The organism is Saccharothrix carnea (genome assembly GCF_003014735.1).
Taxonomy (GTDB): domain Bacteria; phylum Actinomycetota; class Actinomycetes; order Mycobacteriales; family Pseudonocardiaceae; genus Actinosynnema; species Actinosynnema carneum.
This window is the reverse complement of record NZ_PYAX01000007.1, coordinates 514,413-538,946: the sequence shown is the minus strand read 5'-3', so window position 1 is coordinate 538,946 and position 24,534 is coordinate 514,413. Positions and strand designations below refer to the sequence as shown.

26 protein-coding genes and 1 other RNA gene are annotated in these 24,534 nt (G+C 71.9%); 8 read left to right on the top strand and 19 right to left on the bottom strand.

From position 1 onward, the window contains the following. Positions 1 to 14: 14 nt before the first annotated feature. Positions 15 to 845: a helix-turn-helix domain-containing protein gene (locus B0I31_RS23595; RefSeq protein ID WP_106617509.1), complete on the top strand. Its 831-nt coding sequence runs from the start codon at positions 15 to 17 to the stop codon at positions 843 to 845. Next, the gene (locus tag B0I31_RS23590; protein ID WP_106617508.1) at positions 842 to 1,018 is read left to right on the top strand and encodes a DUF397 domain-containing protein; all 177 of its coding nucleotides are present in this window, start codon (positions 842 to 844) and stop codon (positions 1,016 to 1,018) included. The genes B0I31_RS23595 and B0I31_RS23590 overlap by 4 nt, the downstream gene beginning before the upstream one ends. Here B0I31_RS23590 and B0I31_RS23585 read toward each other — a convergent pair. Next, positions 957 to 1,802: a helix-turn-helix transcriptional regulator gene (locus B0I31_RS23585; RefSeq protein ID WP_106617507.1), complete on the bottom strand. Its 846-nt coding sequence runs from the start codon at positions 1,800 to 1,802 to the stop codon at positions 957 to 959. The genes B0I31_RS23590 and B0I31_RS23585 overlap by 62 nt on opposite strands. 120 nt (positions 1,803 to 1,922) lie before the next feature. Between B0I31_RS23585 and B0I31_RS23580 the strand changes: the two genes are divergently transcribed. Continuing rightward, positions 1,923 to 2,672, top strand: coding sequence for an SDR family oxidoreductase (locus B0I31_RS23580; protein ID WP_106617506.1), 750 nt, complete (start codon positions 1,923 to 1,925; stop codon positions 2,670 to 2,672). Between the two features lie 36 nt (positions 2,673 to 2,708). Here the strand turns inward: B0I31_RS23580 and B0I31_RS23575 are convergent, their stop codons facing one another. Next, positions 2,709 to 3,521 carry a TetR/AcrR family transcriptional regulator gene (locus tag B0I31_RS23575; protein WP_106617505.1) on the bottom strand — a complete coding sequence of 271 codons (813 nt, stop codon included), beginning with the start codon at positions 3,519 to 3,521 and terminating at the stop codon, positions 2,709 to 2,711. A gap of 58 nt (positions 3,522 to 3,579) precedes the next feature. On the opposite strand from B0I31_RS23575, the gene B0I31_RS23570 reads away from it, so the two are divergent. From B0I31_RS23570 to pip, 3 genes are all read left to right on the top strand, one after another. Continuing rightward, a complete protein-coding gene (locus tag B0I31_RS23570) occupies positions 3,580 to 5,268 on the top strand; it encodes a right-handed parallel beta-helix repeat-containing protein (RefSeq protein WP_106617504.1) in 1,689 nt (562 codons plus the stop codon). A 221-nt stretch (positions 5,269 to 5,489) separates the two neighbouring features. Then, positions 5,490 to 6,344 (top strand): 3-methyl-2-oxobutanoate hydroxymethyltransferase, encoded by an 855-nt coding sequence (gene panB, locus B0I31_RS23565; protein ID WP_106617503.1) that lies wholly within the window; start codon positions 5,490 to 5,492, stop codon positions 6,342 to 6,344. Between the two features lie 91 nt (positions 6,345 to 6,435). Continuing rightward, positions 6,436 to 7,377, top strand: a complete 942-nt coding sequence (pip, locus tag B0I31_RS23560; protein ID WP_219910761.1) for a prolyl aminopeptidase — start codon at positions 6,436 to 6,438, stop codon at positions 7,375 to 7,377. Here the strand turns inward: pip and B0I31_RS23555 are convergent. The 11 genes from B0I31_RS23555 to B0I31_RS23505 all read right to left on the bottom strand — a co-directional run bounded on the left by B0I31_RS23555 (position 7,367) and on the right by B0I31_RS23505 (position 18,214). After that, positions 7,367 to 8,116 carry a helical backbone metal receptor gene (locus B0I31_RS23555; RefSeq protein ID WP_106617501.1) on the bottom strand — a complete coding sequence of 250 codons (750 nt, stop codon included), beginning with the start codon at positions 8,114 to 8,116 and terminating at the stop codon, positions 7,367 to 7,369. The genes pip and B0I31_RS23555 overlap by 11 nt on opposite strands. Then, complete coding sequence (npdG, locus tag B0I31_RS23550) at positions 8,116 to 8,784, bottom strand: NADPH-dependent F420 reductase (protein WP_106617500.1); 669 nt, start codon at positions 8,782 to 8,784, stop codon at positions 8,116 to 8,118. The genes B0I31_RS23555 and npdG overlap by 1 nt, the downstream gene beginning before the upstream one ends. 52 nt (positions 8,785 to 8,836) lie before the next feature. Then, entirely contained in the window at positions 8,837 to 10,243 is a 1,407-nt protein-coding gene (locus B0I31_RS23545; protein WP_106617499.1) for an RNB domain-containing ribonuclease, read from the bottom strand. A gap of 21 nt (positions 10,244 to 10,264) precedes the next feature. Then, entirely contained in the window at positions 10,265 to 10,453 is a 189-nt protein-coding gene (locus B0I31_RS23540; protein ID WP_245950279.1) for a hypothetical protein, read from the bottom strand. 37 nt (positions 10,454 to 10,490) lie between these two features. Further along, entirely contained in the window at positions 10,491 to 11,018 is a 528-nt protein-coding gene (locus tag B0I31_RS23535; RefSeq protein WP_106617497.1) for a hypothetical protein, read from the bottom strand. Positions 11,019 to 11,030: 12 nt separating this feature from the next. Next, on the bottom strand, positions 11,031 to 12,032 hold the full coding sequence (locus B0I31_RS23530; RefSeq protein WP_106617496.1) for a C40 family peptidase: 1,002 nt from the start codon (positions 12,030 to 12,032) through the stop codon (positions 11,031 to 11,033). Between the two features lies 1 nt (position 12,033). Continuing rightward, complete coding sequence (locus B0I31_RS23525; protein WP_106617495.1) at positions 12,034 to 12,642, bottom strand: hypothetical protein; 609 nt, start codon at positions 12,640 to 12,642, stop codon at positions 12,034 to 12,036. Continuing rightward, positions 12,642 to 14,546, bottom strand: coding sequence for a hypothetical protein (locus tag B0I31_RS23520; RefSeq protein WP_106617494.1), 1,905 nt, complete (start codon positions 14,544 to 14,546; stop codon positions 12,642 to 12,644). Before B0I31_RS23520 ends, B0I31_RS23525 begins: the two co-directional genes overlap by 1 nt. 73 nt (positions 14,547 to 14,619) lie before the next feature. Then, complete coding sequence (locus tag B0I31_RS23515) at positions 14,620 to 17,436, bottom strand: ATP-binding protein (protein WP_245950276.1); 2,817 nt, start codon at positions 17,434 to 17,436, stop codon at positions 14,620 to 14,622. 25 nt (positions 17,437 to 17,461) lie between these two features. Further along, positions 17,462 to 17,935, bottom strand: coding sequence for a hypothetical protein (locus B0I31_RS23510; protein WP_106617492.1), 474 nt, complete (start codon positions 17,933 to 17,935; stop codon positions 17,462 to 17,464). Positions 17,936 to 17,938: 3 nt separating this feature from the next. Continuing rightward, positions 17,939 to 18,214 carry a hypothetical protein gene (locus B0I31_RS23505; RefSeq protein ID WP_053721548.1) on the bottom strand — a complete coding sequence of 92 codons (276 nt, stop codon included), beginning with the start codon at positions 18,212 to 18,214 and terminating at the stop codon, positions 17,939 to 17,941. A 383-nt stretch (positions 18,215 to 18,597) separates the two neighbouring features. Between B0I31_RS23505 and B0I31_RS23500 the strand changes: the two genes are divergently transcribed. After that, positions 18,598 to 18,942, top strand: coding sequence for a hypothetical protein (locus B0I31_RS23500; protein ID WP_106617491.1), 345 nt, complete (start codon positions 18,598 to 18,600; stop codon positions 18,940 to 18,942). A 271-nt stretch (positions 18,943 to 19,213) separates the two neighbouring features. On the opposite strand, the gene B0I31_RS42955 is transcribed toward B0I31_RS23500, so the two are convergent. Continuing rightward, positions 19,214 to 19,513, bottom strand: a complete 300-nt coding sequence (locus B0I31_RS42955) for a DUF6345 domain-containing protein (RefSeq protein WP_342751494.1) — start codon at positions 19,511 to 19,513, stop codon at positions 19,214 to 19,216. Positions 19,514 to 19,625: 112 nt separating this feature from the next. Beyond that, an RNA gene (gene rnpB / locus B0I31_RS23495) (RNase P RNA component class A) lies at positions 19,626 to 20,026 on the bottom strand. Positions 20,027 to 20,248: 222 nt separating this feature from the next. Here rnpB and B0I31_RS23490 point away from each other — a divergent pair. Continuing rightward, positions 20,249 to 20,806 (top strand): NAD(P)H-dependent oxidoreductase, encoded by a 558-nt coding sequence (locus tag B0I31_RS23490; RefSeq protein WP_106617490.1) that lies wholly within the window; start codon positions 20,249 to 20,251, stop codon positions 20,804 to 20,806. On the opposite strand, the gene B0I31_RS23485 is transcribed toward B0I31_RS23490, so the two are convergent. Genes B0I31_RS23485 through cobC form a run of 4 tightly spaced genes read right to left on the bottom strand, consistent with a single transcriptional unit; the run spans position 20,803 to position 24,519 of the window. Continuing rightward, on the bottom strand, positions 20,803 to 21,921 hold the full coding sequence (locus B0I31_RS23485) for a bifunctional RNase H/acid phosphatase (protein WP_181320290.1): 1,119 nt from the start codon (positions 21,919 to 21,921) through the stop codon (positions 20,803 to 20,805). The two genes, B0I31_RS23490 and B0I31_RS23485, sit on opposite strands and share 4 nt — an antisense overlap. Beyond that, the gene (locus B0I31_RS23480) at positions 21,918 to 22,655 is read right to left on the bottom strand and encodes a zinc ribbon domain-containing protein (RefSeq protein ID WP_106617488.1); all 738 of its coding nucleotides are present in this window, start codon (positions 22,653 to 22,655) and stop codon (positions 21,918 to 21,920) included. Before B0I31_RS23480 ends, B0I31_RS23485 begins: the two co-directional genes overlap by 4 nt. After that, the gene (locus B0I31_RS23475) at positions 22,652 to 23,479 is read right to left on the bottom strand and encodes a Nif3-like dinuclear metal center hexameric protein (protein ID WP_106617487.1); all 828 of its coding nucleotides are present in this window, start codon (positions 23,477 to 23,479) and stop codon (positions 22,652 to 22,654) included. The genes B0I31_RS23480 and B0I31_RS23475 overlap by 4 nt, the downstream gene beginning before the upstream one ends. Continuing rightward, positions 23,476 to 24,519: an Rv2231c family histidinol phosphate aminotransferase CobC gene (cobC, locus tag B0I31_RS23470; protein ID WP_106617486.1), complete on the bottom strand. Its 1,044-nt coding sequence runs from the start codon at positions 24,517 to 24,519 to the stop codon at positions 23,476 to 23,478. Before cobC ends, B0I31_RS23475 begins: the two co-directional genes overlap by 4 nt. Positions 24,520 to 24,534: the final 15 nt, after the last annotated feature.

Below are 24,534 nucleotides of genomic sequence, written 5' to 3'. Positions count from 1 at the left end.
AACTGAGGAGACCCATGACCAGCAGCGACCGGAGCCCGGTCGACTACCGAGTCGGCCTCGCCCAGCGTCTGCGCGAACTGATGCAGCGCACGGGCGTCACGAAGGCCGCCCTCCAGGCGACGTTGGCTTGCTCGGAGTCGAAGGTGGGCAAGATCCTGCGTGGTGATCACTCGATAGCGCCGCTGGAACTGGTGGCCCTGCTCGACCTTCTCGGTGTGCGGGACGACGAGCGGGCCGACCTCATCCACCTCGGGGAGGAGGCGCGCAAGCGCCGGCCGAAGACGCCGTGGGGCGCGGCCATCCCGGATCGGCTGCGCAAGTACTTCAACACCGAGGAGACCGCGCGGAGCATCGAAGCGTACCGGCCGGATTTGCTGCACGGCTTGGCGCAGACCGAGGCATACGCGCGAGCGGTGATCGAGACGAACCCCGCGCTGCGGCCGAACGAGGTGGAAAGCCTGGTGCAGGCGAGGATGGCCCGGCAAGCGCGGTTGACCGGGCCGAATCCGCCGGACTACACGCTGGTGATCAGGCAGTCGGTGCTCCGGGCGCCGGTCGGGTCGCCGGAAACGCGCTTCGAGCAGTTGAGGCACCTCAAGAAGCTGTCCGGGCTGCCGCAAGTGACGATCCGGGTCATCCCGGACGGTGTTGGTCTGACCAGCGCGCTCTACTTCCCGTTCGAGATCCTCACGCCGCCGGGCGAGCTGCGGAAGATGGTGTACGTGGAGACGTTGACGGATGGGCTGTTCGTCGACGAGGAGAGCCGGATCTCCCACTACGAAGCCGTTTTTCAGGAGCTGCTGGCGGTCTCGGTGGCGGATCTGCTTGATAGCGTTGATCCATGACGTGGCGGAAGAGCAGCTACAGCGGGAACAGCGGCGGCAGCTGCGTCGAACTGCGAGCCGGGCTCGATGCCGTGCGCGACTCGAAGAACGTGGACGGGCCGGTGTTGGAGGTCAGGCCTGCTGCTCTGAGGGCGTTCCTGAAGGGGCTGCGGACCAGCTCGCCAGGAGTTTGAGGCGTTCCTCGGTCGGTGAGCCGACCTTGGCGGTGTAGACGGCGAGGACGATGTCCGGGTCGCCGGTCGGTTGCAGGGTCTCGTAGTCGAGGTCCAGGTCGCCGACCACCGGGTGCTGGATGAGCTTGGTGCCGTGGGTCTTCTCGAGGACCTTGTGCTGTGCCCACAGCTTGCGGAACGTGTCGTCCTTCATCGACAGTTCGCCCACCAGTGCCGCCAGCCTCGCGTCGTCCGGGTAGCGGCCCGCGTCGAGCCGGAGGAACGCCACCATGTCGGCCGCGACCGTGGGCCAGTCACGGTAGAACGCGCGGGATTGCGGGAGCAGGAACGTGTGCCTGGCGGAGTTCAGGTCCTCCGCCGGCAGGTCGTCGAAGCCGTACAGCGCCCCGGCGAGCGGGTTCCACGCCAGGATGTCCGTGCGGCGGCCCATCACGAACGCGGGCACGTCGACCACCATGTCGAGCAGGCGGCGCAGGCCCGGGCGGACGCGTTGGGGCGCGGGGCGCTTCGACGGCGCGGGACGGACCAGGTTGCGCAGGTGGGCGCGTTCGGTCTCGTCCAGCCGCAGCACGCGGGCGACGGCGTCGAGCACCGAGTCCGAGACCGCCGGGGTGCGACCCTGCTCAAGGCGCATGTAGTAGTCCACGCTCACGCCGGCCAGCAACGCCAGTTCCTCACGCCGCAGGCCCGGGACGCGCCGCCGACCGCCGCCGGGCAGGCCCACGTCGTCGGGCCGGACGCGGGCCCGGCGGCTGCGCAGGAATTCGCCGAGGTCGTGGTTCACCGGTCCAGTATGGCCGCGATCGGCGGGCCGAGCCTGGGTACCGGCAGTCCTAGGGAACGGCGCTCCACAGGCTGACCAGAGCCTCTGGTACCGGCGCTGACCAGGTCCAATGTTGTCGTCATGAGCTACGACCTGAACAACCGCACTGCCGTTGTCACCGGTGCCGCGAGCGGTATCGGCGCCGAGATCGCGCTCGTCCTCGCCCGGTCCGGGGCGAAGGTCGCGCTGCTGGCCCGCAGGGCGGACCGGCTCACCGAGCTGGCCGACAAGATCACCGCCGAGGGTGGGCGGGCGCTCGCCGTGGCCGCCGACGTGACCGGTGACCTCACCGAGGCCGTCGAGACCGTCCACACCGCCTTCGGACGGGTCGACCTCGTGGTGAACAACGCCGGCGTGATGCTCGCCAACCCGATCGACGCGGGTCGGGACGACGAGTGGGACCGGATGATCGACACCAACCTCAAGGGCCTGCTGAACGTGACCAAGGCGTTCACCGCCGACCTGGTCGAGGCGGGTGCGACGGGCACCGCCGACCTGGTGAACATCTCGTCCATCGCCGCGCACCTGACCTTCCCCAACTACGCCGTCTACACCGCCACGAAGGCCGCCGTCACCCACCTGTCCGCGAACCTGCGCACGGAGCTGGGCCCGAAGGGCGTGCGGGTGACCAACATCGAGCCCGGCCTGGTGCACAGCGAACTGCCCGACCACATCGACAACCCGGAGGTGTCGGCGCACCTGGCGCAGTGGCGGGAGGACGTGCCGCCGCTGAACCCGGCCGACATCGGTGACGTGGTCGGTTTCGCCACCAGCCGGCCCAAGCAGGTGAACCTGCGGCAGCTGATCGTGCTGCCGACCGTGCAGGTCTGAGGACGGCCGAGCCGCCCACCGGTCGCGGTGGGCGGCTCACGTCGAGCGGCGGTTGCGGTAGGCGCGTTGCTGGCACGCCCGCGAGCAGTACGCGCGGGGCCGCCCGGACGCGGCACGCACCACTGGTTTGCCACACATCTGACAAGTTTCATCACGCTTTACATCACGCCGACCGATCAACAGCTCGATACCGTCGAGCACCCGCGCCAGCCCGAACCCGAACGAGTCCGGCTGGTCGAAGCCACCGGTCTCCCACAGCCGGGTCAGGACCGGGTAGCGGTCGAAGTGGGCGAACAGCGTGTCCCGCGCGCCCCACCACTCCTCATCGCTGACCCCCGTGCCGCGTTCCGCCCGCGCGGCCTCGACCAGCGCGGACGCCTCGGCGTCCACCAACCGGCCGACCAGCCCGACCGCCGCGACCACCTCGGCCGGCTCCAGCCCGGTGTCGGCGAGGACGCCCAACGCGTGCTCGTAGTGGGCCAGGGCGTTGGGGCCGGGCACGGACCGGGCGGGCACCTCGGCCAGCCAGGGGTGGCGTTTGCGCAGCTCCCAGGCGTGCCGGGCGAACGCCTCCAGGTCCGCACGCCAGCCGCCGCCCGTCACCTCGGGCGGGTCGCCGTGCACCGCGTCACGCATCAGGTCGACCAGGTGGTCGCGGCCGAGCACGTGCCGGTACAGCGACATGGTGGTGAAGCCGAGCCGTTCGGCGACCTTGCGCATGGACAGCCCGGACAGGCCCTCCGCGTCGGCCACCTCGACCGCCGCGCCCACGATCGCCTCCAGGCTCAGCCCTCCCCGCCCGTCCCACAGCAACTCGACCGAGCGGTCGGGATCGCCTGTTTCGCCCATCACGCCTCCATGGTATACCTCTTGCGGTTTACGGCATAAACAACCTTGGGGGCTGCACATGACCGATTTCCACGTCTCCCCGGCCGGGGACGACTCCGCCGCCGGCACGGCCGACCACCCGTTCCGCACCCTGGAGCGCGCACGACGGGCCGCCCGGGAGGTGGGCGGTGACGTCACCGTGCACCTCAGGGCGGGCACGCACGTGCTCACCGAGCCGTTCGAGCTCACCGAGGAAGACTCCCAGGTCGTCTACCAGGCGTTCGGCTACGGCACCGACGCACGCGAGGACGTCGTCGTCAGCGGCGGGCGTGAGGTCGCCGGGCGGCGGGGTCCGGACGGCGTGTGGGTGGCCGAGGTCGGCGACCTGGTCACCCGTCACCTCGTGGTGAACGGGCGGCGGGTCGAGCGGGCCGGTGTGGACGGGCTGCCCGGCACGGTCCGCCGCACGCCCACCGGTTACGCCACGGACGCCCCGCTGAACTGGCGCAACACGTCCGGCGTCGAGTTCGTGCACCGGGGCGTCTACCCGTGGACGGAGGCGCGCACGGCGGTCGCGTCCGTCAGGCCGGACGGCGAGATCACGATGGCGCAGCCCGCGTTCGGCTGGGCCGTGGACGTCTACAACTCCGAGTGGTTCGGCCAGACCATGTCGGGTCCGCCGGCGCCGACCAGGGTGGAGAACGACCCGGCGTTCCTGACCGGGGGCACGTTCGCGCTGGACCGCTCGCGGCCCGGGCGGCACGTCCTGCACTACCTGCCCCTCCCGGACGAGGAGCCGCACGTCGTCGCGCCCGTGCTGGAGGTGCTGGTGCGGGCCACCGGCGTCCGGGACGTGACGTTCCGGGGCGTGGTGTTCGCCGACACGACGTGGCTGCGGCCGGGCAGCGACCGGGGATTCCTGCACTACCACTCGAACGGCTACTACGACGGTGGCCGGATCGGGAAGGTCGAGCCCGCCGAGGGCGCGTGGCTGACCGTGCCGGAGGAGACGGAGCAGATCCCGGCCTGCGTGCGGCTGGACGGCACGACCGGGGTGCGGTTCGAGGGCTGCCGGTTCACCAGGCTGGGCGCGACCGGGCTCGGCGCGACCGGCGGCGCGGACCTCGTGGTGCGCGGCTGCGACTTCGACGCCCTCGCCGCGTCCGCCATCGCCGTCACGGGCACGCGGAAGGCGTTGGTGGAGGACAACCTGGTCCGGCACGTCGGGCTGGACCACTCCGGTTCGGCCGGGATCACGTTCCTGGACACCGAGGACTGCGTCGTCACGCACAACCACGTGCACGACGTGCCGCACAACGGCATCGTGGCCGGTCCGGCGCGCGGCGGCACCCGGGTCACGCGCAACCTCGTGACCCGGACCATGGGTGTGCTGGCCGACGGCGGCGGCGTGTACCTGTCCGGCCCGCAGGGCTCGGCCGGGCACGGGGCCGTGATCAGCGGGAACGTGATCGAGGACACCCGCACGCCGTACAACTTCGGCCTCTACACCGACTACGGGGCCACGTGGGTGGAGGTCGAGGGCAACGTGGTCGTCCGCGCGGACAACACCTCGGTCCTGCACGTCTACCCGCCGTTGGAGCACGTCACCTACCGGGGCAACTTCTGGGACGCCGACCCGGTGGGCAGCGACGCCGTGCCGGACGGCGTCACCTACGAGGGCAACACCACGATCACCGACCAGGCCGACCTCGCCGCCGCCACGGCGGAGGTCCGGGCGCGGGCGGGGCTGCTCACGGCGAGGGGCTGACGAACCGGCGAGCGGTCGCGCCCCCGGAAGGGCCTCGCGCGGAGGTGGGAAGGCGGCACCGTACTCCCGATCGGCGGTGTTCGCGAGGTGGTGGGCGAGGCGTGTGAAGCGTCTCGCACTCCGCGCAATTCGCCCGGTGTCGGTGTCACGCTGGTCGGGTAACCGTGCAACAAGGCCCGGGGACCCGCGATGGAGCAGGCCCCGAGGGAGGACGGTCGACGATGACCTCGTCAGAGGTAACCGCGCCCTACGGCAGCGGGGCGGGCAGCGCCCCCACCGGCAAGAAGGTGCGCATCCACCACCTGCGGGAGATGAAGGAACGCGGCGAGCCGTGGCCCATGCTCACCGCCTACGACATGTACACCGCGGAGCTGTTCGACGAGGCGGGCATCCCGGTGCTGCTGGTCGGCGACTCCGCGTCCAACAACGTCTACGGCTACGACACGTCGCTGCCGGTGACCGTGGACGAGCTGATCCCGCTGGTCCGGGGCGTGACCCGGTCGGTGAAGCGGGCGCTGGTCGTGGCCGACCTGCCGTTCGGCTCCTACCAGGTGTCGGTGGAGCAGGCCGTGTCGACGGCCGTGCGGTTCATGAAGGAAGGCCGCGCGCACGCGGTGAAGCTCGAAGGCGGGAAGCACTTCGCACCGCACGTCGAGGCCATCGTGCGGGCGGGCATCCCGGTCATGGCGCACATCGGCTTCACCCCGCAGAGCGAGCACCAGCTCGGCGGCTACCGGGTGCAGGGGCGCAACGACGCCTTCGACTCGGTGGTCGAGGACGCGCACGCCGTCGAGGCCGCGGGCGCGTTCGCGGTGGTGCTGGAGATGGTGACCAGCGAGGTCGCCAAGCAGATCACCCACGACCTGCGGATCCCGACCGTGGGCATCGGCGCGGGACCGGACACCGACGCCCAGGTGCTCGTGTGGCAGGACATGATGGGCCTGCGCCGGGGTCGCGCGCCGCGGTTCGTGAAGCGGTACGCCGACGTGGCGGGCGTGATGAAGTCGGCGGCGGAGCAGTTCGCGGCCGAGGTGAAGGGCCACCAGTTCCCCGGCCCCGAGCACACCTTCCACTGATCGTGTGAACGTCGTCGCCGCGTCGGCCCCTCGGGTCGGCGCGGTCCGGCGTTGATCCACACCGGGCCGGTTCTCGGGCATTGTGGTGCTCATGTACCCCGAGATCGAACCGTACGACCAGGGCCTGCTCGACGTCGGCGACGGCTACCGCGTCTACTGGGAGGTGTGCGGCAACCCCTACGGCAAGCCCGTGGTGTTCCTGCACGGCGGGCCCGGTGGCGGTTGTTCGCCCGTGCACCGCAGGCTGTTCGACCCGGCCGCGTACCGGATCGTGCTGATCGACCAGCGCGGCTGCGGGCGGTCGGTGCCGCACGCGTCCGATCCCGGCGCGGACCTGTCGGCCAACACCACCTGGCACCTCGTGGCCGACCTGGAGAAGGTCCGCGAGCACCTCGGCGTCGACCGGTGGCAGGTGTTCGGCGGGTCGTGGGGGTCGACGTTGGCGCTGGCGTACGCCGAGACCCACCCGGACCGCGTCACCGAGATGGTGCTGCGGGGCGTGTTCACGTTGCGGCGCAAGGAACTGGACTGGTACTACGGCGGCGGCGCGGGGTCGCTGTTCCCGGAGCTGTGGGCCGAGGTCGTGGCACGCGTGCCGGAGGGCGCCGACGTGATCGAGAGCTACGGGCGGCTGCTGGCCGACCCCGACCCCGCCGTGCACGAACCGGCCGCGGTGGCGTGGAGCGTGTGGGAGGGGTCGACGGTCACCCTGCTGCCCCGGCCCGAGCTGGTGGAGGCGTTCGCGCAGCCCCGGTACGCGGTGGCGTTCGCCCGGATCGAGAACTACTACTTCCGCCACGCCGGGTGGTTGGAGGAGGGGCAGCTGCTGCGTGACGCGGGGAAGCTGGCGGGCATCCCCGGCGTGATCGTGCAGGGCCGCTACGACCTCGCGACCCCCGCCACCACGGCCTGGGACCTGCACCGGGCGTGGCCGGGTTCGGAGCTGGTGATCGTGCCGGACGGCGGGCACGCGTTCGACGAGCCGGGCATCCTGCGCGCGCTGCTGGCCGCCACGGACCGGTTCAGGGCCTGAGCGCCGCTTCGAGCGACGCGCGGGCTGCCACCAGCGACGGGCCGTACCAGGTCAGATCACGGCCCGAGACGTGCACCGGGCGCAGGCCCGGGAAGAACTGCGGGCCGTCGTCCGGGGTGAACAGGTACGGCTCGTCGGGCAGCACGACGATCTCGGCGTCCCGCAGTTCGGCCAGGTCGGGGCGGGGGTAGCGGTCGGGGTGGTCGGCGAGGGCGTTGACCACCCCGAGGCGCAGCAGCACGTCGCCGGCGAACGTGTCGCGGCCCAGCACCACCCACGGCTTGCGCCACACCGGGACCACCGCGCGCGTCCACGGTGGCGTCACGTCGCGCCACAGCCGCTCGGCCTCGACCAGCCAGTCCGGTTCCACGTCCCACGCCGTGCCGAGCAGGCGGCGCAGCGAGCCCAGCGCGGCGGGCACGGTGGCGGGCGCGGCGGTGACCCACACCGGGATGCCGTCTGCGCGCAGCCGTTCGACGTCCTCCGGCCGGTTCTCCTCGCTGTTGGCCAGCACCAGATCCGGTCGCAGCGCCAGCACCCGGTCCACCTTCGGGTACTTCGAGCCACCCACCCGGGTCACGTCCAGGCCCGGCGGGTGCGTGCAGTAGTCCGTGGCACCGATCAGCACGGTCTGCTCGACGGTCGCGACGGCCTCGGTGAGCGACGGCACCAGGCTGACCACGCGCCGCGGCGGGCCGGGCACCGGTACCGGCTCGCCGAGGTCGTCGACCGGCAGCATCAGATGTCGGTGATCTTGAGGCCGGCGTGCGCCTTGTAGCGCCGGTTGATCGCGATGAGGTTCGCGGTGAACGCCTCCACCTGGTGCGCGTTGCGCAGCCGCCCGCCGTAGACGCCGCGGAAACCGGGGATCGTCTCGGCCAGCGCGCGGACCAGGTCGGTGGCCTCGCGGTCGTCGCCGAGGACGAGCACGTCGTTGTCGACCCGCTCGATCGACAGGTCGGCCAGGTTGACCGCGGACACGTGGTGGAACGCGGCCGTGACGCGGGAGTCCGGCAGGAGCGCGGCGGCCTGCTGGGCGGCGCTGCCCTCCGGCACGGGCAGCGCGAACGGGCCCTGCTTGTCGAAGCCGAGCGGGTTCACGCAGTCGATCACGACCTTGCCGCGCAGCGGTTCGCGCAACGCCGCCACGGTGTCCGCGTGCCCGTCCCACGGCACCGCGATCAGCACCACGTCCGCCTGCGTCGCGCAGCCCTCGTTGTCCGCGCCGCTGACGTGCCCGACGCCGGTCTGGGACCGCACCTCCTCGGCCGCGGCCTCGGCGCGGTCGGCGTTGCGAGACCCGATGACGACCTTCAAACCCGCCTTGGCCCACCGCAGCGCCAAGCCCTTGCCCTGCGCTCCGGTGCCGCCCAGCACCCCGATGGTGAGCTCACGAATCTCAGTCACCCGGCCATCACATCACAGCCGAACGGGGCGGGCCCGCCGATCGCGTGCGTGATCACAGCCGTTCGAAGACAACCTTCCGGCGCTCCGGGTCGGCCTGCACCAGGCGCACCGCGATCCGCTCGCCCTCCGGCAGGTCCTCGCCCGTGCAGCGGCCCATCACGGGCGGTTGGGCGACGAAGACGTCGGCGCCGTTCGCGTCCGCCCGCAGCACGACCGCCTCGAACGACTGGCCCACCCGGTCGGCCAGCACCCACGCCTCGACCTGGTCCAGGCACGCCCGGTCGACCTTGCCCGCCAGCGCGTCCGAACCGCCCATCAGGCCCGGCAGCAGCGGCAACGCCTTGGTCAGCCACTCGGGCACGTCCTGCCCCGCCGTCACGGCCAGGCACACCTCGGTGGCGAACCGGTCCACCAGTCGGCGCAGCGGCGCGGTCACGTGCGTGTACGGCGCGGCCAGGCCCGCGTGCGTGGAGACGGCGGGCACCTCGCCGTTGAACGCCGTGTAGCCCGCGCCGCGCAGCAGCCTGGTGGCGTCCACGAACAGCGCCAACGCCTCCGGCCGGCTCGGGTCCAGGCCCGCGAGCAGCCGCGACGGTGTCACGCCGTCCGGCCACGGCACGCCCAGCGCGTGCGCGGACCGCCGCAACGCGTCCACCGCGCCGTCGTCCGCGTCCGGCAGCGTGCGCAGCACACCCACCTTCGCGGCCAGCATGATCTTCGCCGCGGACATGCCGGTGAGCAGGGAGATCTCCGCGTTCCAGGCGTCCACGTCGGCCCGCGGCCGGACCGCGAGCTTCCAGTCGCCGTCGCCGTTCGGCACGATCTCCTGCTCCGGTAGCTGCAGCTCGACCGCACCGCGCTCGGCCGCGCGTTCCCGCCGCAACCGGCCGAAATCGGGCAGCGCCTCGATCGACGGGTGCGGCGTGCCCGCGTCGAACTGCGCCTGCACGCCCTCGTAGTCGAACTGCGCCGTCGAACGCACCATCGCCCGGCGCACCCGCACCTCGGTCGGCTCGCCGTCCGGGCCGCACTCGAACGTCCACAGCACCGACGGCCGCGTCTGCCCGGGCAGCAGGCTCGCCGCGCCCTCGGACAGCACCGGCGGGTGCAGCGGCACGTTGCCATCGGGCAGGTACAGCGTCTGGCCGCGCTTGCGCACCTCGGTGTCCAGCGCGCCGCCGGGCACCACGAACGCGCCGAGGTCGGCGATCGCGTAGTGCACCCGGAACCCGGACCCGACCCGCTGCACCAGCAGCGCCTGGTCCAGGTCCTTCGCGCCGGGCGGGTCGATGGTCACGAACGGCAGCCCGGTCGCGTCCTCGCGGTCGTCCCGGCCGACGTCGCGCGACACCGCGGCCTGCGCCTCGGCCAGCGCGGCGGCCGGGAACTCGTCGGGCAGGCCGAACTCGGTCCGGATTCCGCCGAAGTCCAGGTCCGCTCGGCCGGTGCGGATCACCATGGGGTGCACCCTAAGCCGGCCTCAGCGCTTACCCCACTCCTTATCGGCCTTGTCCTCGGCTTTCGTCCGCTCCCGTGCCAGCTCCAGCGCGCGCTGCGCGGTGGCCTCGTCCGGGTAGGGACCCATGCGGTCCCCGCCCCGGCAGCCCACACCGCGCTCGACCGTCTGGTGGGTCAGGCAGTAGTACCAAGCGTTCGGGTCAGAAGCCATGCCCCCAGGTTTCCATGCGCCGGAGCGCATGTCATGTTCACCACTGGGGCGGTTGGGGCGCCTGCACGGGCACCGGACCCGACTGCGGGTAGGTCGGCTGCGGCACCACCGGCGGCTGGGGGAAGCCGCGCGGCGGGGTGTTCTGGTTGGCGTTGGCGAACTCGCCCGGGATCGGGTCGAGCACCGACACCAGCACCGTGCGGTGCTCCGGGTCGTCGATCAGCGCGCCGCTGCGGTCCCGGTAGACCAGCTCGCCGTCCGAGTCGATCTCGACGATCGCGCCGACCTCGGCCAGCTGGTCCTCGTCCAGGTCGACCAGCCGTTCCACCCGCGACGGCACGACCCGGTACACCGGCCAGTTGAGGTGCGCGTACGCGCGGTGGAAATCGGCCAGCAGGTGCGCCATCTGCTGCTGCCACGGCAGCGGCATCGCCTCGACCAGCGACCGCGGCAGCACCGCGTACGACTGGTCGGTGCCCGGCGGCCGGGTGTTGAGGTAGTCCCGCGTCGGGGTGCTGGACGCGGGCGGCCCGGCGTGCCGCTGGATGGGTTCGTGGTTGAACACCGTCGTGCCTCCCTACACGCCCGGCCGGACGGCCAGCGGCATCAACTCGTGGTAGTCCCAGTTGACCTTGCTGATCTTCACCACGTCACCGGTCTGCGGCGCGTGGATGTACTCGTCGTTGCCCAGGTACATCGCCACGTGGTGCACGGTGACCGGGTTGGCCGGGTTGGTGGCCCAGAAGATCAGGTCACCGGCCTTCGCCTCGCGCACCGGCAGGTACGCGCCACCGGACATGTACTGGTCGTTCGCCACCCGCGGGATCTTCACGCCCGCCTTGGCGAACGCCTTGACCAGGATGCCCGAGCAGTCCCACGCGTCCGGGCCGTTGCCGCCCCACAGGTACGGCTCGCCCAGCTGCTCCTTCGTGAACTCGATCGCGGTGCCCGCCGCGTTCGACGCGAGCAGGTAGTCGCCGACGCTCTCACCGCAGCCCGCCGGGTCGCTCACGTCGCCTTCCTTGCTGATCAGGAACGCGGCCATGGCCTCCCAGTTGTGGTACCGGTCGGGGAACGCCGACCGCTCCACGTCCTGGGCCGAGTCACCCGGCCGCTGCTCCTCCCAGTCCGGCAGCTTGAGCAGCACGTCGTAGAACTTGTTGATCGCGTAGTGCGGGTCGGTGACCTGCTGCGGCGTGCCCCAGCCCATCGACGGGCGCATCTGGAAGATGCCGAGCGAGTCCCGGTCACCGTAGTTCAGGCTGCGCAGCCCCGACTCGGTCATGCCCGCCTGGATCGCGACCTGCCAGGCCAGCGGCGGCAGCTCGCGCTCGCGGCCGATGGAGATGATGTTGGCGACGGTGGTGCGCTGCTCCTCGGTGAGCCGTTCCGCTTCCTTGCGGCCCTTCTCCTCGCCGCCACCGCCCCACGGGCCGATCGAGGCGTTGCAGCTCGCCATGCGGATCCCGGCGGCTTCCTCCGAAGGGGTGTTCTCGCTGAGCACGGTGGACACGCCGTTGGTCACGGTCACGGCGACCACGGCCACCACCGCGACGACCACCAGTCCGATCTTGAGCATGTCACCCCACCTTGGTCCACTCGGTCACGACCCAGCCCTCGGGGAGCTTCGCCACCGTGACGATCAGCCTGCCGTCTTCGAGCTTCGCCTCGAACTCCGCCGAATCGGTGAACGACTTGATGGCCTTGACCGGCTGGTCGACCACCGCGGGCACGTTCGCCGGGTCGACCGACTCCAGCGCGGGGAACTTCTCGTCCGACGTGTGCGGCTCCAGCCCGGCCAGCCACTGCTCCTTGGTCGTCTTGCCCGGCTGGTAGGCGCCGAACGCGTCGACCCACATGTCGGCGACCAGCTGCGCGTTGGGGTTCACCGGCGCCGAGCTGGGCGCGGCCGTGGGGCTCGGCGCCTTGGTCGGCAGCGGGGTGGACGTGACGGTGGGCAGCACGCCGATCTGGCTGCCGCCGCCACCGGGCTTGGTGGTGGTGGACGTGGCGCCCGCCGTGCCGCTGCCGCCGCGCGGCTTGATCGCGTTCGGGATGACCACGCTGATCGTCGTGACCAGGACGACCACGCCGACGATCGTGGCCACCAGGTGGCGGGGCGAGCGCAACGGCCAGCCCCACAGGCGTCGGTACACGGCCGCGCGGCCGCGATTGGTGCGGATCGGCATCAGCTGTCCCTGACCTCAAGCCCGCGTGACGGCCGGTAGATCACGTGGACCTGCCGTCCCGCCACGACCTCCGTCTCGGCCCGCCGCGGCCCCGGCACGGAGGTGGGCGCGTCCACGACCCGACCGTTCACCCGTGACGGCACCAGCACCGCGTCGTCCAGCCGGTCGTAGTTCCGGTCGGCGACGGGCGGCGCGTCGACCACCCGGGACCGCCCGGACGGCAACGCCGCCTGCCCGCCGAACCCGCCGGACGGCAACGCCGCCGCACCGTTGCGGCCGGTGGAGCCGACACCCAGCTCGCCGACGCTGTTCCCGGCCCGGTCCAACCGCTGCGCGGTCGCCGCCACGGGGTTGGCCGCCTCGGGCCGCACCCGCCGCCGGTCCCGCTGCGGCACCTCGGGCCCGTCCGGGTCCGTTTCGCGCACGGTGTCCCAGAACTCCTCCTGCGGCGAAGGCCCTTCCTTCTTCTTCCGCAGCCTCGACAGGACCCCGCCGCGCATTGGCAGCGCATTGCTCGCCGAACCGACAGACATCTCCACCATCTGCCACATCCGACGCAGCGGTTTGCCGACCATGAAGCAGACCAGGGTGAGCATCAGGCCCAGCAGCGCCTTGGTCAGCAGCGTCAACCCGCTCGCGCTGAAGATCGCCTGGAGCAGCAGCGCGTGCGTGCCCGCGAGCACCGCCAGCACCAGCACGTTGAACACGGTCACGGCCGCCGCACGCGCGACCTTGCGCAGCAGGTCGTGGTGGATCAGCGCGACCAGGCCGATGAGCGGGCCGGCCAGCGTGAGCACCCGCAGCAGCAGCTGGGCCAGCAGCACCGCGGCCTTCGCGAACAGCTGGAACAGCGAGAACGCGACGGCCTGCAGCAGCGACAGGAACCCGGCGCCCGTGCGGCCACCGTCCTCGCCGCTGAAGTAGCCCTTGGTCGGGCCGAGCTGCGCGTAGATGTTCTTGTACTCGGCCTTCTTGGCGTCGAGCGCGGCCTGGTCGCCGTCCTTGTGGTCGGCGAGTTCCTGCACCGTCCACGCCTGCGCGCCCAGCAGCCTCGGCCCGAAGTCCTTCGCCTGCGGCGCGTCGGGCGCGCCGAACTCGCCGCGCAGCCAGCTCTGGTAGACCACGGTCGTGTGCAGGTCCGTGGGTAGCTTGTCCAGGGTGTCCTGGTCGGCGTCCACGTCGATGAACCCGGCTTGGATCTCCGAGGTCTTGGTGACCAGCGTGCTGTCGAGGAAGTTGTAGAACTGGGGCAGCGCCAGGGTGGACGTCGCCAGCCACATCGCGGCCAGCGCCCACAGCCCGCGCTTGCTGATCGACGCCAGGTCGCCCTGCCAGATCTGGCGGAACATCAGCACCGCCAGGATCAGCGCGACCAGGCCGAACCAGCGCAGGTAGACGTTGTCGTAGACCTTCTGGACGCCGGTCTTGACCGCCTCGTCCAGCGGCTGCAGCAGACCCTGGCCGACGACCGTGTAGTGCAGGGCGTTCGTCGCGCCGACGATGTTCTTGCCGACGTTGAACAGCTCGTTGCCCATCCAGGTGTCCAGCACCGGGGTGGCGTTGGGCACCAGGCACTTCTCCTGGTAGGTGTGCCAGACCATGCCCGCGTAGCCGTAGGTCAGGTACGGCGTCTCCGGCAGGCCGTTGCCGATCGGCGGGTCGATCGCGCCGACCATGCCCGAGCCGGGCCGCTCGGGGTTGGGCGCTTCACCGCACGGCGCGGCGCTGGCGGGCGTGGCGCCGATGACGACCTGGAGGCCGACGATCGCCAGCACCACGGCCATCGCGCGCCAGCGGGCGCGCGCCGGTCGGCCGTGTGCCACCGCGTGCTCTTGAGCGTGTCTGAATCGCCGTCGCGCATAGAGCGCGACGGCGACCAGCGCCACCAAGAAGAGGGTGCTCATGCACACACCTCGCCAGGGCTCGGCGTGGCAAGAGCACAAAGCACCGTGTTCAACGATTCACTCGCGAGCTCGCTCATGCGCGACCTTCCCGGCCCGTTCGGCGGTTTCCTCCCTCGCCGTGCGCCGAGTCGACCAGCTCGTCGGTCAGGCCGACCTCGAGGTCGGCGGCCAGCTCGTCGTCGTACTCGTCGGTGTACTGCTCGGCGTACGCGAACGGGTCCTGCGGTGGGGAGGAGACCTCGACGTCGGTCGGCTCGGCGCCGTCGCGCAGGGCGTCCGGAGTGGTGTCGAGGGCGTTGCGCAGGTGCTCCAGGTGCGGCCCGGAGAAGTCGATGCGGATGCGCTCCACGCCACCCGCGCCGTCACCGAAGATGAACTGGCGCGGCGCGCGGTCGCGTTCGAGGTTGGTGCGGACACCTCCCGGTCGACGGCCCAGTGACGCCACGACCTGCTCGTAGCCCGCCCCGATCGGCACCTTGAGCAGGCGCAACGCGTCCGCCTGGGCCTGGTCGTCGTCCAACCGGCCGACGAACACCGAGTCGAGCAGCGTCACGAAACCCTGGATCTTGAGGAAGTCCGCCGGGATCTGGGACGACAGCAGCACGCGGACGTTCCACTTGCGGGAGTCGCGGGCGAAGCGGTTCATCAGCACGCGGCCCGTGGGCACCTCGGACAGGAAGAACGCCTCGTCGATCCAGACGCCCTTGCGCAGGTCCTTCGGCCGCTCGTAGATCGACCGCTGGGTCAGCCACGCGGCGAGGTTGAGCATCTCCACGCCGAGCGCTTCCGCGTCCGTCCAGTGCTCGCGGCCGACGCCGTCCTTCGGCAGGTTCAGCCCCGCCATGGTCAGCACGGTCAACCGGTCGTCGCGCACCTCGTTGTACGGGTCCGCGTCCTGCTCGGGGATGAGCAGCGACATGCGCTCCCGCATCTCGTCGAGGAAGTCGGCGACCACGACGGCGTGCTCGTGGTGCTCGCTCGAATCACGCCGCAGCGCCTCGAACACCATGCCGGGGTGGGCGTCGGGCCGTCCGCCGACCGTGCGGACCGCGCGCAGCAGCACGATCCGGGTCTGCGGCAACCGGGCCACCTCGAACGGCAGCAGGCCCGACAGCACGTCCAGCACGAGGCGGCGCCGGGTGGCCGCGGCCAGCGCGCGTTCCCGCCGCCACGCCCGTTCCGGGTCCTCCTCGTCCACGAAGTGGTCCAGTTGCGGCTCGGCCACCACCCGGTACGGGTTGAGGATGCCCGCCTGCGCGTTGAGCAGGTTGATCGGCCGGGCGTACGGCTTGAGCTCGGGCAGCTCGCACAGCGCCGCCAGCGGGCCGGACGGGTCGAGCAGCGTCCAGTGCGCCCCGGCGCGCAACGTCTTGTAGACGATGCCGCCGCCGAGGAACGACTTGCCCGCGCCCAGCCCGGCGACCATCGCGGTCAGGCCGGACGAGTCGCGCAGCTCCTGCGCCATCCACGGGTCCCACGCCACCGGGCGGCGGGTCGCGGTCACCGTCTCGCCGAGCAGGATGCCGCGCCGGTCACCCACCTCGGCCGTCGCGGTCGGCACCGCGGACGCCGCCCACAGCACCGAGCCGCGCCGCAGGTAGGCCGACGACGACAGCGGCTCGCCCGGGATGAACTCCCGCGCGATCGCGTACTGCGCCTCGGGGTGCTCGATGGCCACCTTCGGCTTGTAGAGGTCGAGCAGGCCCTGGGCCAGCCGCAACGCCTCGCGCTCGGTCGGCCCGGACACCGCCAGGCGCCACCAGCTGCGCACCCGCGTGCCCAGGGCGGTGAAGCCCGACGTCATCTCGTCGTCGATCTCCAGCACCCGCGACGCCTGGCGCGCCAACGACTGCGGCGGGTCCAGCTCGTGCTCGTCGGTGTAGTGGCGGACCTGTGAGCGCACCTTGCTCATCTGCCGCTGCAACTCGCCGGAGACCTCTTCGGGACGCCGCACGTAGATCCGCGCCGACCACTCGACGGCGGCGGGCAGCCGGTCCGACCGCTGCACCCACGGGTCGTCCTGCTCGGGGATCTGCAGGCCGTGCATCAGGCCCACGGTGAGCACGGCGACGTGCCGCTTGATGCCCGCGTTCGACCCCGTGCGACCACGCACCGTCACCGTCGGCGAGTAGGGCTCCTGGTGGAAGTCCGCCGCGTCGGTGAACGACGCCAGGTCCTCCGGCTCCCACGGCGCACCCGGCACGGCGGGCAGGTTGCGCGGCGCGGGCAGGCCCAGCGAGCACGACCGGTGCATCAGCCAGGACATCTCCTCGGCCGTGGCCGGGCGCCCTTCCAGGCCGGCGGAGCCGATCACCTGGTCGAGGTGGTCGATCTCGGACTCGATCGCGACCAGCTCGGCGTCCACCGCGTCCGGGAACACCTTGCGCAGCACGGGCGCGGCGCGTTCGACCGCGCGGTCCATCATGTTGCGGGTCTGCACCTGGACGCCGAGGTAGACCTCCTTCTCGGCCATCGACCGGCCCATCAGCTGCTGCTGCTCGCCGACCATGTAGTCGTCGAAGCTCAGCGTGCCGGGCGTGTCCGGCAGCCGGCGCACGGCGTTGTGCACGTGCGCCTCGGCCCACATCCGGATCGGGTACGGCCGGTTGGTCACGCGCAGGTGCATCCAGCGGCCCTGCAGCTCGGCGTACTGGCCCGCGATCGCCGCGATCAGGTCCTGCCGCTGCGAGTCCGACCGGAACGACCAGCGCTGCGGCGCGAGCCGGTACCAGGCGTAGACCTCCTGGCCGGTGCGCAGCAGGTGGCCGTCGATGCTGCGCGCGGCGATCGACGGTGTGTAGCTCGGCACGGACTGCTCGCCCGGCAGGCGGCGTCCGCGCTTGCTGTAGACCTTGCGGTCGTCGCGCGCGGCGGCGGCGTGCTGCGCCACGTGTGCGGCGGATCGTCGGTCACGGTCACGCCGGCGTCCGAACACCGCGCACCTCCTTCTGACGGCGGTCTTGCTGCCCGCGGTGCTGGGATCGGCCGGCGGCGCTCGCGCGTTTCGCCGCCTTCTTGTGACGTTTTCGAGGGCGTTGGGCGTTGACCCGGATCCGCGCCGCGCTGGCCGCGCCACCCCGGCCCGAGGTGGTCTCCCGCGGCGCGGTCAGCTCGCGCACCCACATCGCCGTGACGGACGACAGCGGGCGCTCGTGACTGATCCGCGAGCAGATGACCCTGGTCAGGAAGATCGTGGCGACGAATCCCCAGCCGGTGGTGATGAAGTCGAAGCCGAACCCGAGCTGCCGCTGGATCGCGGTCACCAGCAGGAACACCACGATGCCGACACCCCACGCGACGTATCGCGCACGCCACGGGAAGGTTGCTTTGGGCGGGCCGAGCCAGACGGCGTCGACCCGGTAGACCTCGTCGTCAGTGCGTACCCGCAAGGGTCACCCGCCGGTGAACAGGCCGGCGATCCACTGGCCGATGTTGGCGCCCGCGTTCGTGGTGACGGCCAGACCGATGATCGCCAACGCGATGATGACGCCGCCCAGGCGGCGCATGACCCCGGCGTTGTCGCCCTTGCCGCCGCCGAGCCAGAGCAGCAGCACCGCGACGGTCAACAAGAGGAGGGGGACCAGGTTGTCGAGGATCCACTGGCGCACCCCGCCTGTGCCCAGGGCGGGCGGCTGCTGGGCGAGTGTTACCAGGGTCATGGCGGTCATCTCGTACTCCTGAGTACGCAGGACTTCGCCGGGCGGGCCGAGGGGTGCCCGTCCGGTTGGTGCGCTATCGAGTAGAACACGTCTTCGTCACGAGGTGTATCGGCCGGCTAGCGGTGGGTAGATCAATAACCGTTCCCCTGGCACTCGATTACGTCTAATCTGACCACAGCCATCATCGTTCGGGGCGAGCCGGTGGAGAACCGACGTCCCCGGATTCTCCCGATTGCTGAGATAGTTCACCCGACTGCGAACCCCCTGGTCACGCACAGTGTGCACGACCTCCAGCCCACTTCCCGCCGGCCACGTCGACTCCCCCGTCCAGCCGAGCGACGGGCACCCGAACGGTCCGCAGGCCGGAGTGACGACGCCGAGGAGGCTCGCCGATGACCCAGCCGCCCGAGGCCGTGCCCGAACCAGCCGGTGGAGTGAACGAAATCACCGTCTCCGTGACCGTCTCGGGCAGTGATCAGGTTACCGGGGTGGACCGGCAAACCGGGCGGCGGGTGCAGCGGACGGTGAACTTCGACCAGGACGTGCTGGAGCGGGCGCGGGCGGCGGCGACCTACCTGGCGGCGTACGAGGCGGAGGCCGGCGTGCGCAGCCTGGCCGACATCGTGAACCCGGCCGTCGAGGCCTACGTGGCCGAGCTGGAGCGCCGCTACAACGGCGGCGCCGCGTTCCGCCCGGTCTTCCGGATGCCCCCGGGCCGCCCGTCCCGCCGCACCTGAGCGCGAGAGTCGTCCCCTCACCCCGCGCGTGTCCTACGTTCGGAACGCGCGTGTCCTACGTTCACGTACCCCGAGTTGAACGCTCAGCACAGTCGATCTTGTGCTGAGTGTTCAACTCGGGTGTTCCGAACGTAGGACACGCGTGACGCGAACGTAGGACACGCGGGCGGTGAGGGGACGACTCTCGGCGCGTGAGCGTTGGACTCTCGAAGTGAAGGGGTCCCTTCCACCCCCAGTGGGGAAGGGACCCCCTCGGCTCACGCGTGCCGGGTCAGCCGGCGCCGGAGATCCGCCAGTAGCCGTACGTCGGCAGCGCGTCCGGGCCGACCGGGCCCTTGTTCCAGGAGTAGTCGTCGAAGTCGGCCAGGCCACCGGAGCCGATCGGGCCCACGGTCGCCCACGTCACGGACGCCGGCTGGGTCCGGGCCGGGCTCGGGCAGCCGGGCGTCCACCACCGTGGCGGCGCGCCTGCTGTTGGTGGACATGCGGTTCCCTCCTCGTGGTACCGCGGGGCAGGGCCCGTGGTCTGCGGGGAGGACGCCGGCCGGCCGGGGTTGATACCGACAACCACTCGAACGGACTCATTCGTGTAACGCCGGTGGCGCACAAGGGATCTACAGGCGGAGGAGTGCACCCGACAGTCCCGGGAACGGCGAATGGACGCGCCCGATGGGCGGAAAGGGCGGATGAGCCGGCATGTAAGCCGGATTCTGTTCCCGGGCGCCTCGCGGCGGTCCCGTTCGGCGGCCATCCATCTCGGCCTGCCGTTGCCGACAGGCTCTTGCGGCCTACCCGCAGGCATCGGACGGGCCGTCCTCGAACGCCTGCGCAGGTGCCCTGGGGCACCCTCTTGGCCTTGCTCCGGGTGGGGTTTACCTAGCCGTTCCCGTCACCGGGGACGCTGGTGGTCTCTTACACCACCGTTTCACCCTTACCCCGGCTCGCACCGGGGCGGTCTGTTCTCTGTGGCACTGTCCCGAGGGTCGCCCCTGGTTGCCGTTGACAACCACCCTGCCCTGTGGAGTCCGGACTTTCCTCGGCGACGGGGCTCGCGCACCGCCGACGCGGCCGCCCTGCCGACTCATCCGCGCCACCAGGATACCGGCGCGTTCCCAGGCTGTGGAACCAGGTCGGCGAAACCTTGTCGTGATGTGGACTTTGCTGCTCTACTCGAAACCATGGCAGGAATCGGGGGACTCACCCGCCGCCGGCACGTCGACTTCGGCCGAACCGCCGCCGCGATCTGTTGTCGCTGACAGTTTTTACCTCGTACTCCGAGCCTTTTCTCGAAAGGTGTCAGCGACCCATGTCCTCCATTCTGATGATTTCCGGCGGCCCGTCGCCGACGTCCCGGACCGGCATCGTGGTCTCGCACGTCGAGCGCCTGCTGATCGAGGCCGGGTACGCGGTGCGCACCGTGCACGTGCGGCAACTGCCGACGTTGCCGCTGCTCACCGAGGACCTGCGGGACCCCGAGATCGGTGACGCGGTCGCCGCCGTGCTGCGCGCGGACGGCATCGTGGTCGCCAGCCCGGTCTACCGCGCCGCCTACAGCGGGCTGGTGAAAGCGCTGGTCGACCTGTTGCCGAAGAAAGCGCTGCGCGGCCGGGTGATCCTGCCGCTGGCGACGGGCGGCAGCCAGGGATTCCTGGTCGCGATGGACTACGCGCTGAACCCGCTGCTCGCCGGGAAAGGCGCGGACTCGGTGCTGCGCGGCGAATTCGTGCTCGACCCGGACATCGAGGACGGGACCATCGCGCCGAAAGCCGCCGAGGCGATTCGCGGCGCGGTGGACCGGTTCGCGCTGGCGGTCGAGGAGGCCCGGTTCCGGCGCGAGCGGACCCGGCTGCGCCCCGCCGGCTAACCCAGGTGCGACGTGTCGTTGACCAGCCGCACGGACGCGTGCCCGTCCGGGTAGAACTCGACCACCGACAACGACGCGAGGTCGAGGTGCAGCCGGAACAGCAGCGACGGGCCGACGTCCAACGCCATCCGCAGCAGGCACTTGATCGGCGTGACGTGGCTGACCACGACGACGTTCGCGCCGCCGAAGCGGGACACGACGGCGTTGCGCGCCCGCCGCACCCGGTGGTGCACCTGCTCGAAGCTCTCACCGCCGGGCGCGGGCACGGACGGGTCGCCGAGCCACCGCCGGTGCACGTCGGGGTCCCGTTCGGCGGCTTCGGCGAAGGTGAGGCCCTCCCACGCGCCGAAGTCGGTCTCGATCAGGTCGTCGTCCCAGGTCAGCTCGGCGCCGGTGGCCGAAGCCACGGCACGCGCCGTCTCCCGGGCGCGCCCCAGCGGCGACGACACGACCGCGTCCAGGCCCTCGACCTTGGCCAGCCGGCGCGCGGCGGCCTCGGCCTGCCCGCGGCCGACCTCGGTCAGCGGCGGGTTGCCGCGGCCGGAGTAGCGGCGGGCCACCGACAGCTCCGTCTGCCCGTGCCGCAGCAGGTACAGCCGGGTCGGCTCGCCCACCGCGCCGGTCCACGACACCGGTGACTGGGTCGCCGCGTCCGGCTGCCGCGGCTCCGGCCGGACGGCCTTCTCCGGCTGCGCCTGTTCCTTCCGGGGAACGCCGGCCTGGTCGTCCATCGCCAGGTTCGCGAGCCGGTCGGCGCGCTGGTTGCGCTCACGCGGGATCCACGTGTAGCCGACCCGGTCGAACGCCCGCGCGACTTCCCGCGCCTCGGCGACGAGCGGCTGCATGGACGGGTGCTTGACCTTCCAACGGCCGGACATCTGCTCGACCACGAGCTTGGAGTCCATCCGCACGTCCACCTCGGACGCGCCGAGCTCCGCCGCCGCCCGCAGACCCGCGATGAGGCCCCGGTACTCGGCCACGTTGTTCGTCGCGACGCCGATGCCCTCGGACCGCTCGGCCAGCACCGCGCCCGCCGCGTCCAGCACGACGGCGCCGTACCCGGCGGGCCCGGGGTTGCCGCGCGAACCGCCGTCGGCCTCGACGAGGACCTTCACAGACCCGATTCCCCGGTGCGCACCATGATCGCGCCGCACTCCTCGCACTGGATGACCTCGTCCGCCGCCGACTCCTTGACCTTGGCGAACGCGTTGCGGTCCAGTTCGATGCGGCACGCGCCGCAGCGCCGTGACTGCAGCAGCGCCGCGCCGATGTTCTTCTGCTTGCGCACCCGCTCGTACAACGCCAGCAGCGGCTCCGGGAACTGGCCCGTCATGAGCTTGCGGTCGGCGGTGCGCTTGGTCTCGGTCGACTCCAGGTCGGCCAGCGCGCTGTCGCGGCGGCGTGCCGCGTCGGACAGCGCCTCCTGCGCCTTGTCCAGCGCGACCCGGGCGTGCTGGATGTCGGCCTCGACGGCCTCCCGGCGTTCCATCAGCTCCAGCAGGTCGTCCTCCAGCGCGCCGCGGCGGCGGCCGAGGGTGGCCAGCTCGTGCTCCAGGTCGGTGAGCTGCTTGGCGCCGACCGAGCCGCCCTGCAGCAGCTTGCGGTCGCGCTCCTCGCGGGCCCGGACCTGGTCGATCTCGGTCTCCTGCCGCTTGACCTCGCGGTTGAGGTCGCCCAGCGTCGTCTCGATCGTCGTCAGCGCGTCCTGCTTGGCGCGGAACTGCTTCTCCGCCTCGGCGATCTCCGCGATCTCGGGCAGCGTGCGGCGCCGATGGGTGACGCGCGACAGTTCGGCGTCGACCTGCGCGAGGTCGAGCAGCCTGCGCTGCACGGCGGGATCGGCTTTCACTGAGATCCTCCTGTTCGGCTCGTCACGCCTACGGTCCACGGATCGGTCCGGCGGGTCGAGACGAGGACTTCGACGGTACCGCCGAGGGCGGTGCGCACGACGTGCGCCGCCTGTCCGCACCACGGCCACTCACTGGCCCAGTGGGCCACGTCGACCAGCGCGGGCCCACCGGCGGCCAAGTGCTCGCCCGCCGGGTGGTGGCGCAGGTCCGCGGTGACGTAGGCGTCCACGCCCGCGCGTGCCGCGGCGGTCAGGTAGCTGTCGCCCGCGCCGCCGCACACCGCGACCCGGCGCACGGGCCGGTCCGGATCACCCGCCGCGCGCACGCCCCACGCCGTCGTGGGCAGGGCTTCGGCGACGCGTCGGGCGAAGTCGCGCAGCGGTTCGGGGTGGTCCAGTTCGCCGATGCGGCCGATGCCGGTGTCGGCGCCCTCGTCGGCGGGCACCAGCGGCCCGGTGACCCGCAGGCCGAGGGCGTCGGCCAGGGCGTCCGAGACGCCGGGGTTGGCCGCGTCGGCGTTGGTGTGCGCGGTGTAGAGGGCGACGCCGGCGCGGATGAGCCGGTGCACCAGCCCGCCCTTCGGGTCGTCGGCGGGCACGCCGGTGACGCCGCGCAGCATCAGCGGGTGGTGCGCCACCAGCAGTTGCGCGCCCACCTCCAGCACCTCGTCCACTGTGGACTCGACCGGGTCGACGCAGAACAGCACCTTCGACACCGGCTCGGCGCGGTCACCGCAGACGAGGCCGACCGCGTCCCAGGACTCGGCGGTCGCGGGCGGGTAGGCGGCCTCCAGCGCGGCCAGCACGTCCCCGAGGGTGGTCACAGCTCCTCCAGCACGACTCGCAGGGCGTCCACCAGCAGCGCGAACTCTTCGGGCGCGCGGACCGCGACCCGCAGGTGGTCGGGCGTCAGGCCGGGGAACGTGTCACCGCGCCGCACCGCGATCCCCTTGTCCCGCAACGCCTCCCGCACCCACTCGCCCTGCGGCACGCGCAGCAGCACGAACGGCGCGTCCGGCGGCACGACCACCAGATCGCCCAGCCGGGCGACGGCGTGCGCGGTGTGCTCCCGGGCCTGGCGGGCCAGCTCCTCGGCCTCCGCCACGGCAGACGGCTCGCAGCACGCCGTGACGGCCTCCAGCACCAGGCTGCCCACCGGCCACTGCGGCCGGGGCAGCGCGAGCTTGGCCAGCAGCTCCGGCGCGCCGAGCAGGTAGCCCGCGCGCAGTCCCGCCAGGCCCCACGTCTTGGTCAGGCTGCGCAGCACCAGCAGCCCCGGCAAGTCGGCGCGGCCGGCCAGCGACTCCGGCTCGCCAGGGATGGTGTCGGCGAACGCCTCGTCCACCACGAGCACCCGGCCGGGCCTGCTCAGCGACGCCACGACGTCCGCCGGGTGCAGCACGGACGTCGGGTTGGTCGGGTTGCCCAGCACCACCAGGTCGGCCTCGTCGGGCACCAGGTCGGGCCGCAGCCCGTAGTCGTCCTCGGGCCACAGCTGCACGCGCTGCACCGGCACGCCCGCGTCCCGCAACGCCACCTCGGGCTCGGTGAACGACGGGTGCACCACCGCGGCCAGGCACGGGTGCAGGTTCGGCAGCAGCGCGAAGCCCTCGGCGGCGCCGTTGAGGACCAGCACCTCGTCGGGGGAGCGGCCGTGCCGGGCGGCGACGGCGGCGCGGGCGCGTTCGTCGGCGGCGGCGGCCGGGTAGGAGCCGAGCCCGTCGAGCGCGGCGACCAGCCGTTCCCGCAGCCACGGCGGCGGCGCGGGCAGCCGCACGTTCACCGCGAAGTCCGCGAGCCCGGGCGCGGCGTCGACGTCCCCGTGGTGGCGCAGCAGCGCCCGGCCGGAATCCTGGCTGGTCATCGCCGCGAGTCTAGG

Excerpts from the sequence above, each read along its gene's own strand:
- B0I31_RS23490 (WP_106617490.1), top strand. The coding sequence starts at position 20,249 with ATGTCCTCCATTCTGATGATTTCCGGCGGCCCGTCGCCGACGTCCCGG.
- B0I31_RS23545 (WP_106617499.1), bottom strand. The coding sequence starts at position 10,243 with ATGGTGATCCGCACCGGCCGAGCGGACCTGGACTTCGGCGGAATCCGG.
- B0I31_RS23570 (WP_106617504.1), top strand. The coding sequence starts at position 3,580 with ATGACCGATTTCCACGTCTCCCCGGCCGGGGACGACTCCGCCGCCGGC.
- B0I31_RS23575 (WP_106617505.1), bottom strand. The coding sequence starts at position 3,521 with ATGGGCGAAACAGGCGATCCCGACCGCTCGGTCGAGTTGCTGTGGGAC.
- B0I31_RS23580 (WP_106617506.1), top strand. The coding sequence starts at position 1,923 with ATGAGCTACGACCTGAACAACCGCACTGCCGTTGTCACCGGTGCCGCG.
- panB (WP_106617503.1), top strand. The coding sequence starts at position 5,490 with ATGACCTCGTCAGAGGTAACCGCGCCCTACGGCAGCGGGGCGGGCAGC.
- B0I31_RS23500 (WP_106617491.1), top strand. The coding sequence starts at position 18,598 with ATGACCCAGCCGCCCGAGGCCGTGCCCGAACCAGCCGGTGGAGTGAAC.
- B0I31_RS23525 (WP_106617495.1), bottom strand. The coding sequence starts at position 12,642 with ATGCCGATCCGCACCAATCGCGGCCGCGCGGCCGTGTACCGACGCCTG.
- B0I31_RS23555 (WP_106617501.1), bottom strand. The coding sequence starts at position 8,116 with ATGCTGCCGGTCGACGACCTCGGCGAGCCGGTACCGGTGCCCGGCCCG.
- cobC (WP_106617486.1), bottom strand. The coding sequence starts at position 24,519 with ATGACCAGCCAGGATTCCGGCCGGGCGCTGCTGCGCCACCACGGGGAC.
- B0I31_RS23520 (WP_106617494.1), bottom strand. The coding sequence starts at position 14,546 with ATGAGCACCCTCTTCTTGGTGGCGCTGGTCGCCGTCGCGCTCTATGCG.
- B0I31_RS23505 (WP_053721548.1), bottom strand. The coding sequence starts at position 18,214 with ATGACCGCCATGACCCTGGTAACACTCGCCCAGCAGCCGCCCGCCCTG.
- B0I31_RS23595 (WP_106617509.1), top strand. The coding sequence starts at position 15 with ATGACCAGCAGCGACCGGAGCCCGGTCGACTACCGAGTCGGCCTCGCC.
- pip (WP_219910761.1), top strand. The coding sequence starts at position 6,436 with ATGTACCCCGAGATCGAACCGTACGACCAGGGCCTGCTCGACGTCGGC.
- B0I31_RS23540 (WP_245950279.1), bottom strand. The coding sequence starts at position 10,453 with ATGGCTTCTGACCCGAACGCTTGGTACTACTGCCTGACCCACCAGACG.
- B0I31_RS23530 (WP_106617496.1), bottom strand. The coding sequence starts at position 12,032 with ATGCTCAAGATCGGACTGGTGGTCGTCGCGGTGGTGGCCGTGGTCGCC.
- B0I31_RS23590 (WP_106617508.1), top strand. The coding sequence starts at position 842 with ATGACGTGGCGGAAGAGCAGCTACAGCGGGAACAGCGGCGGCAGCTGC.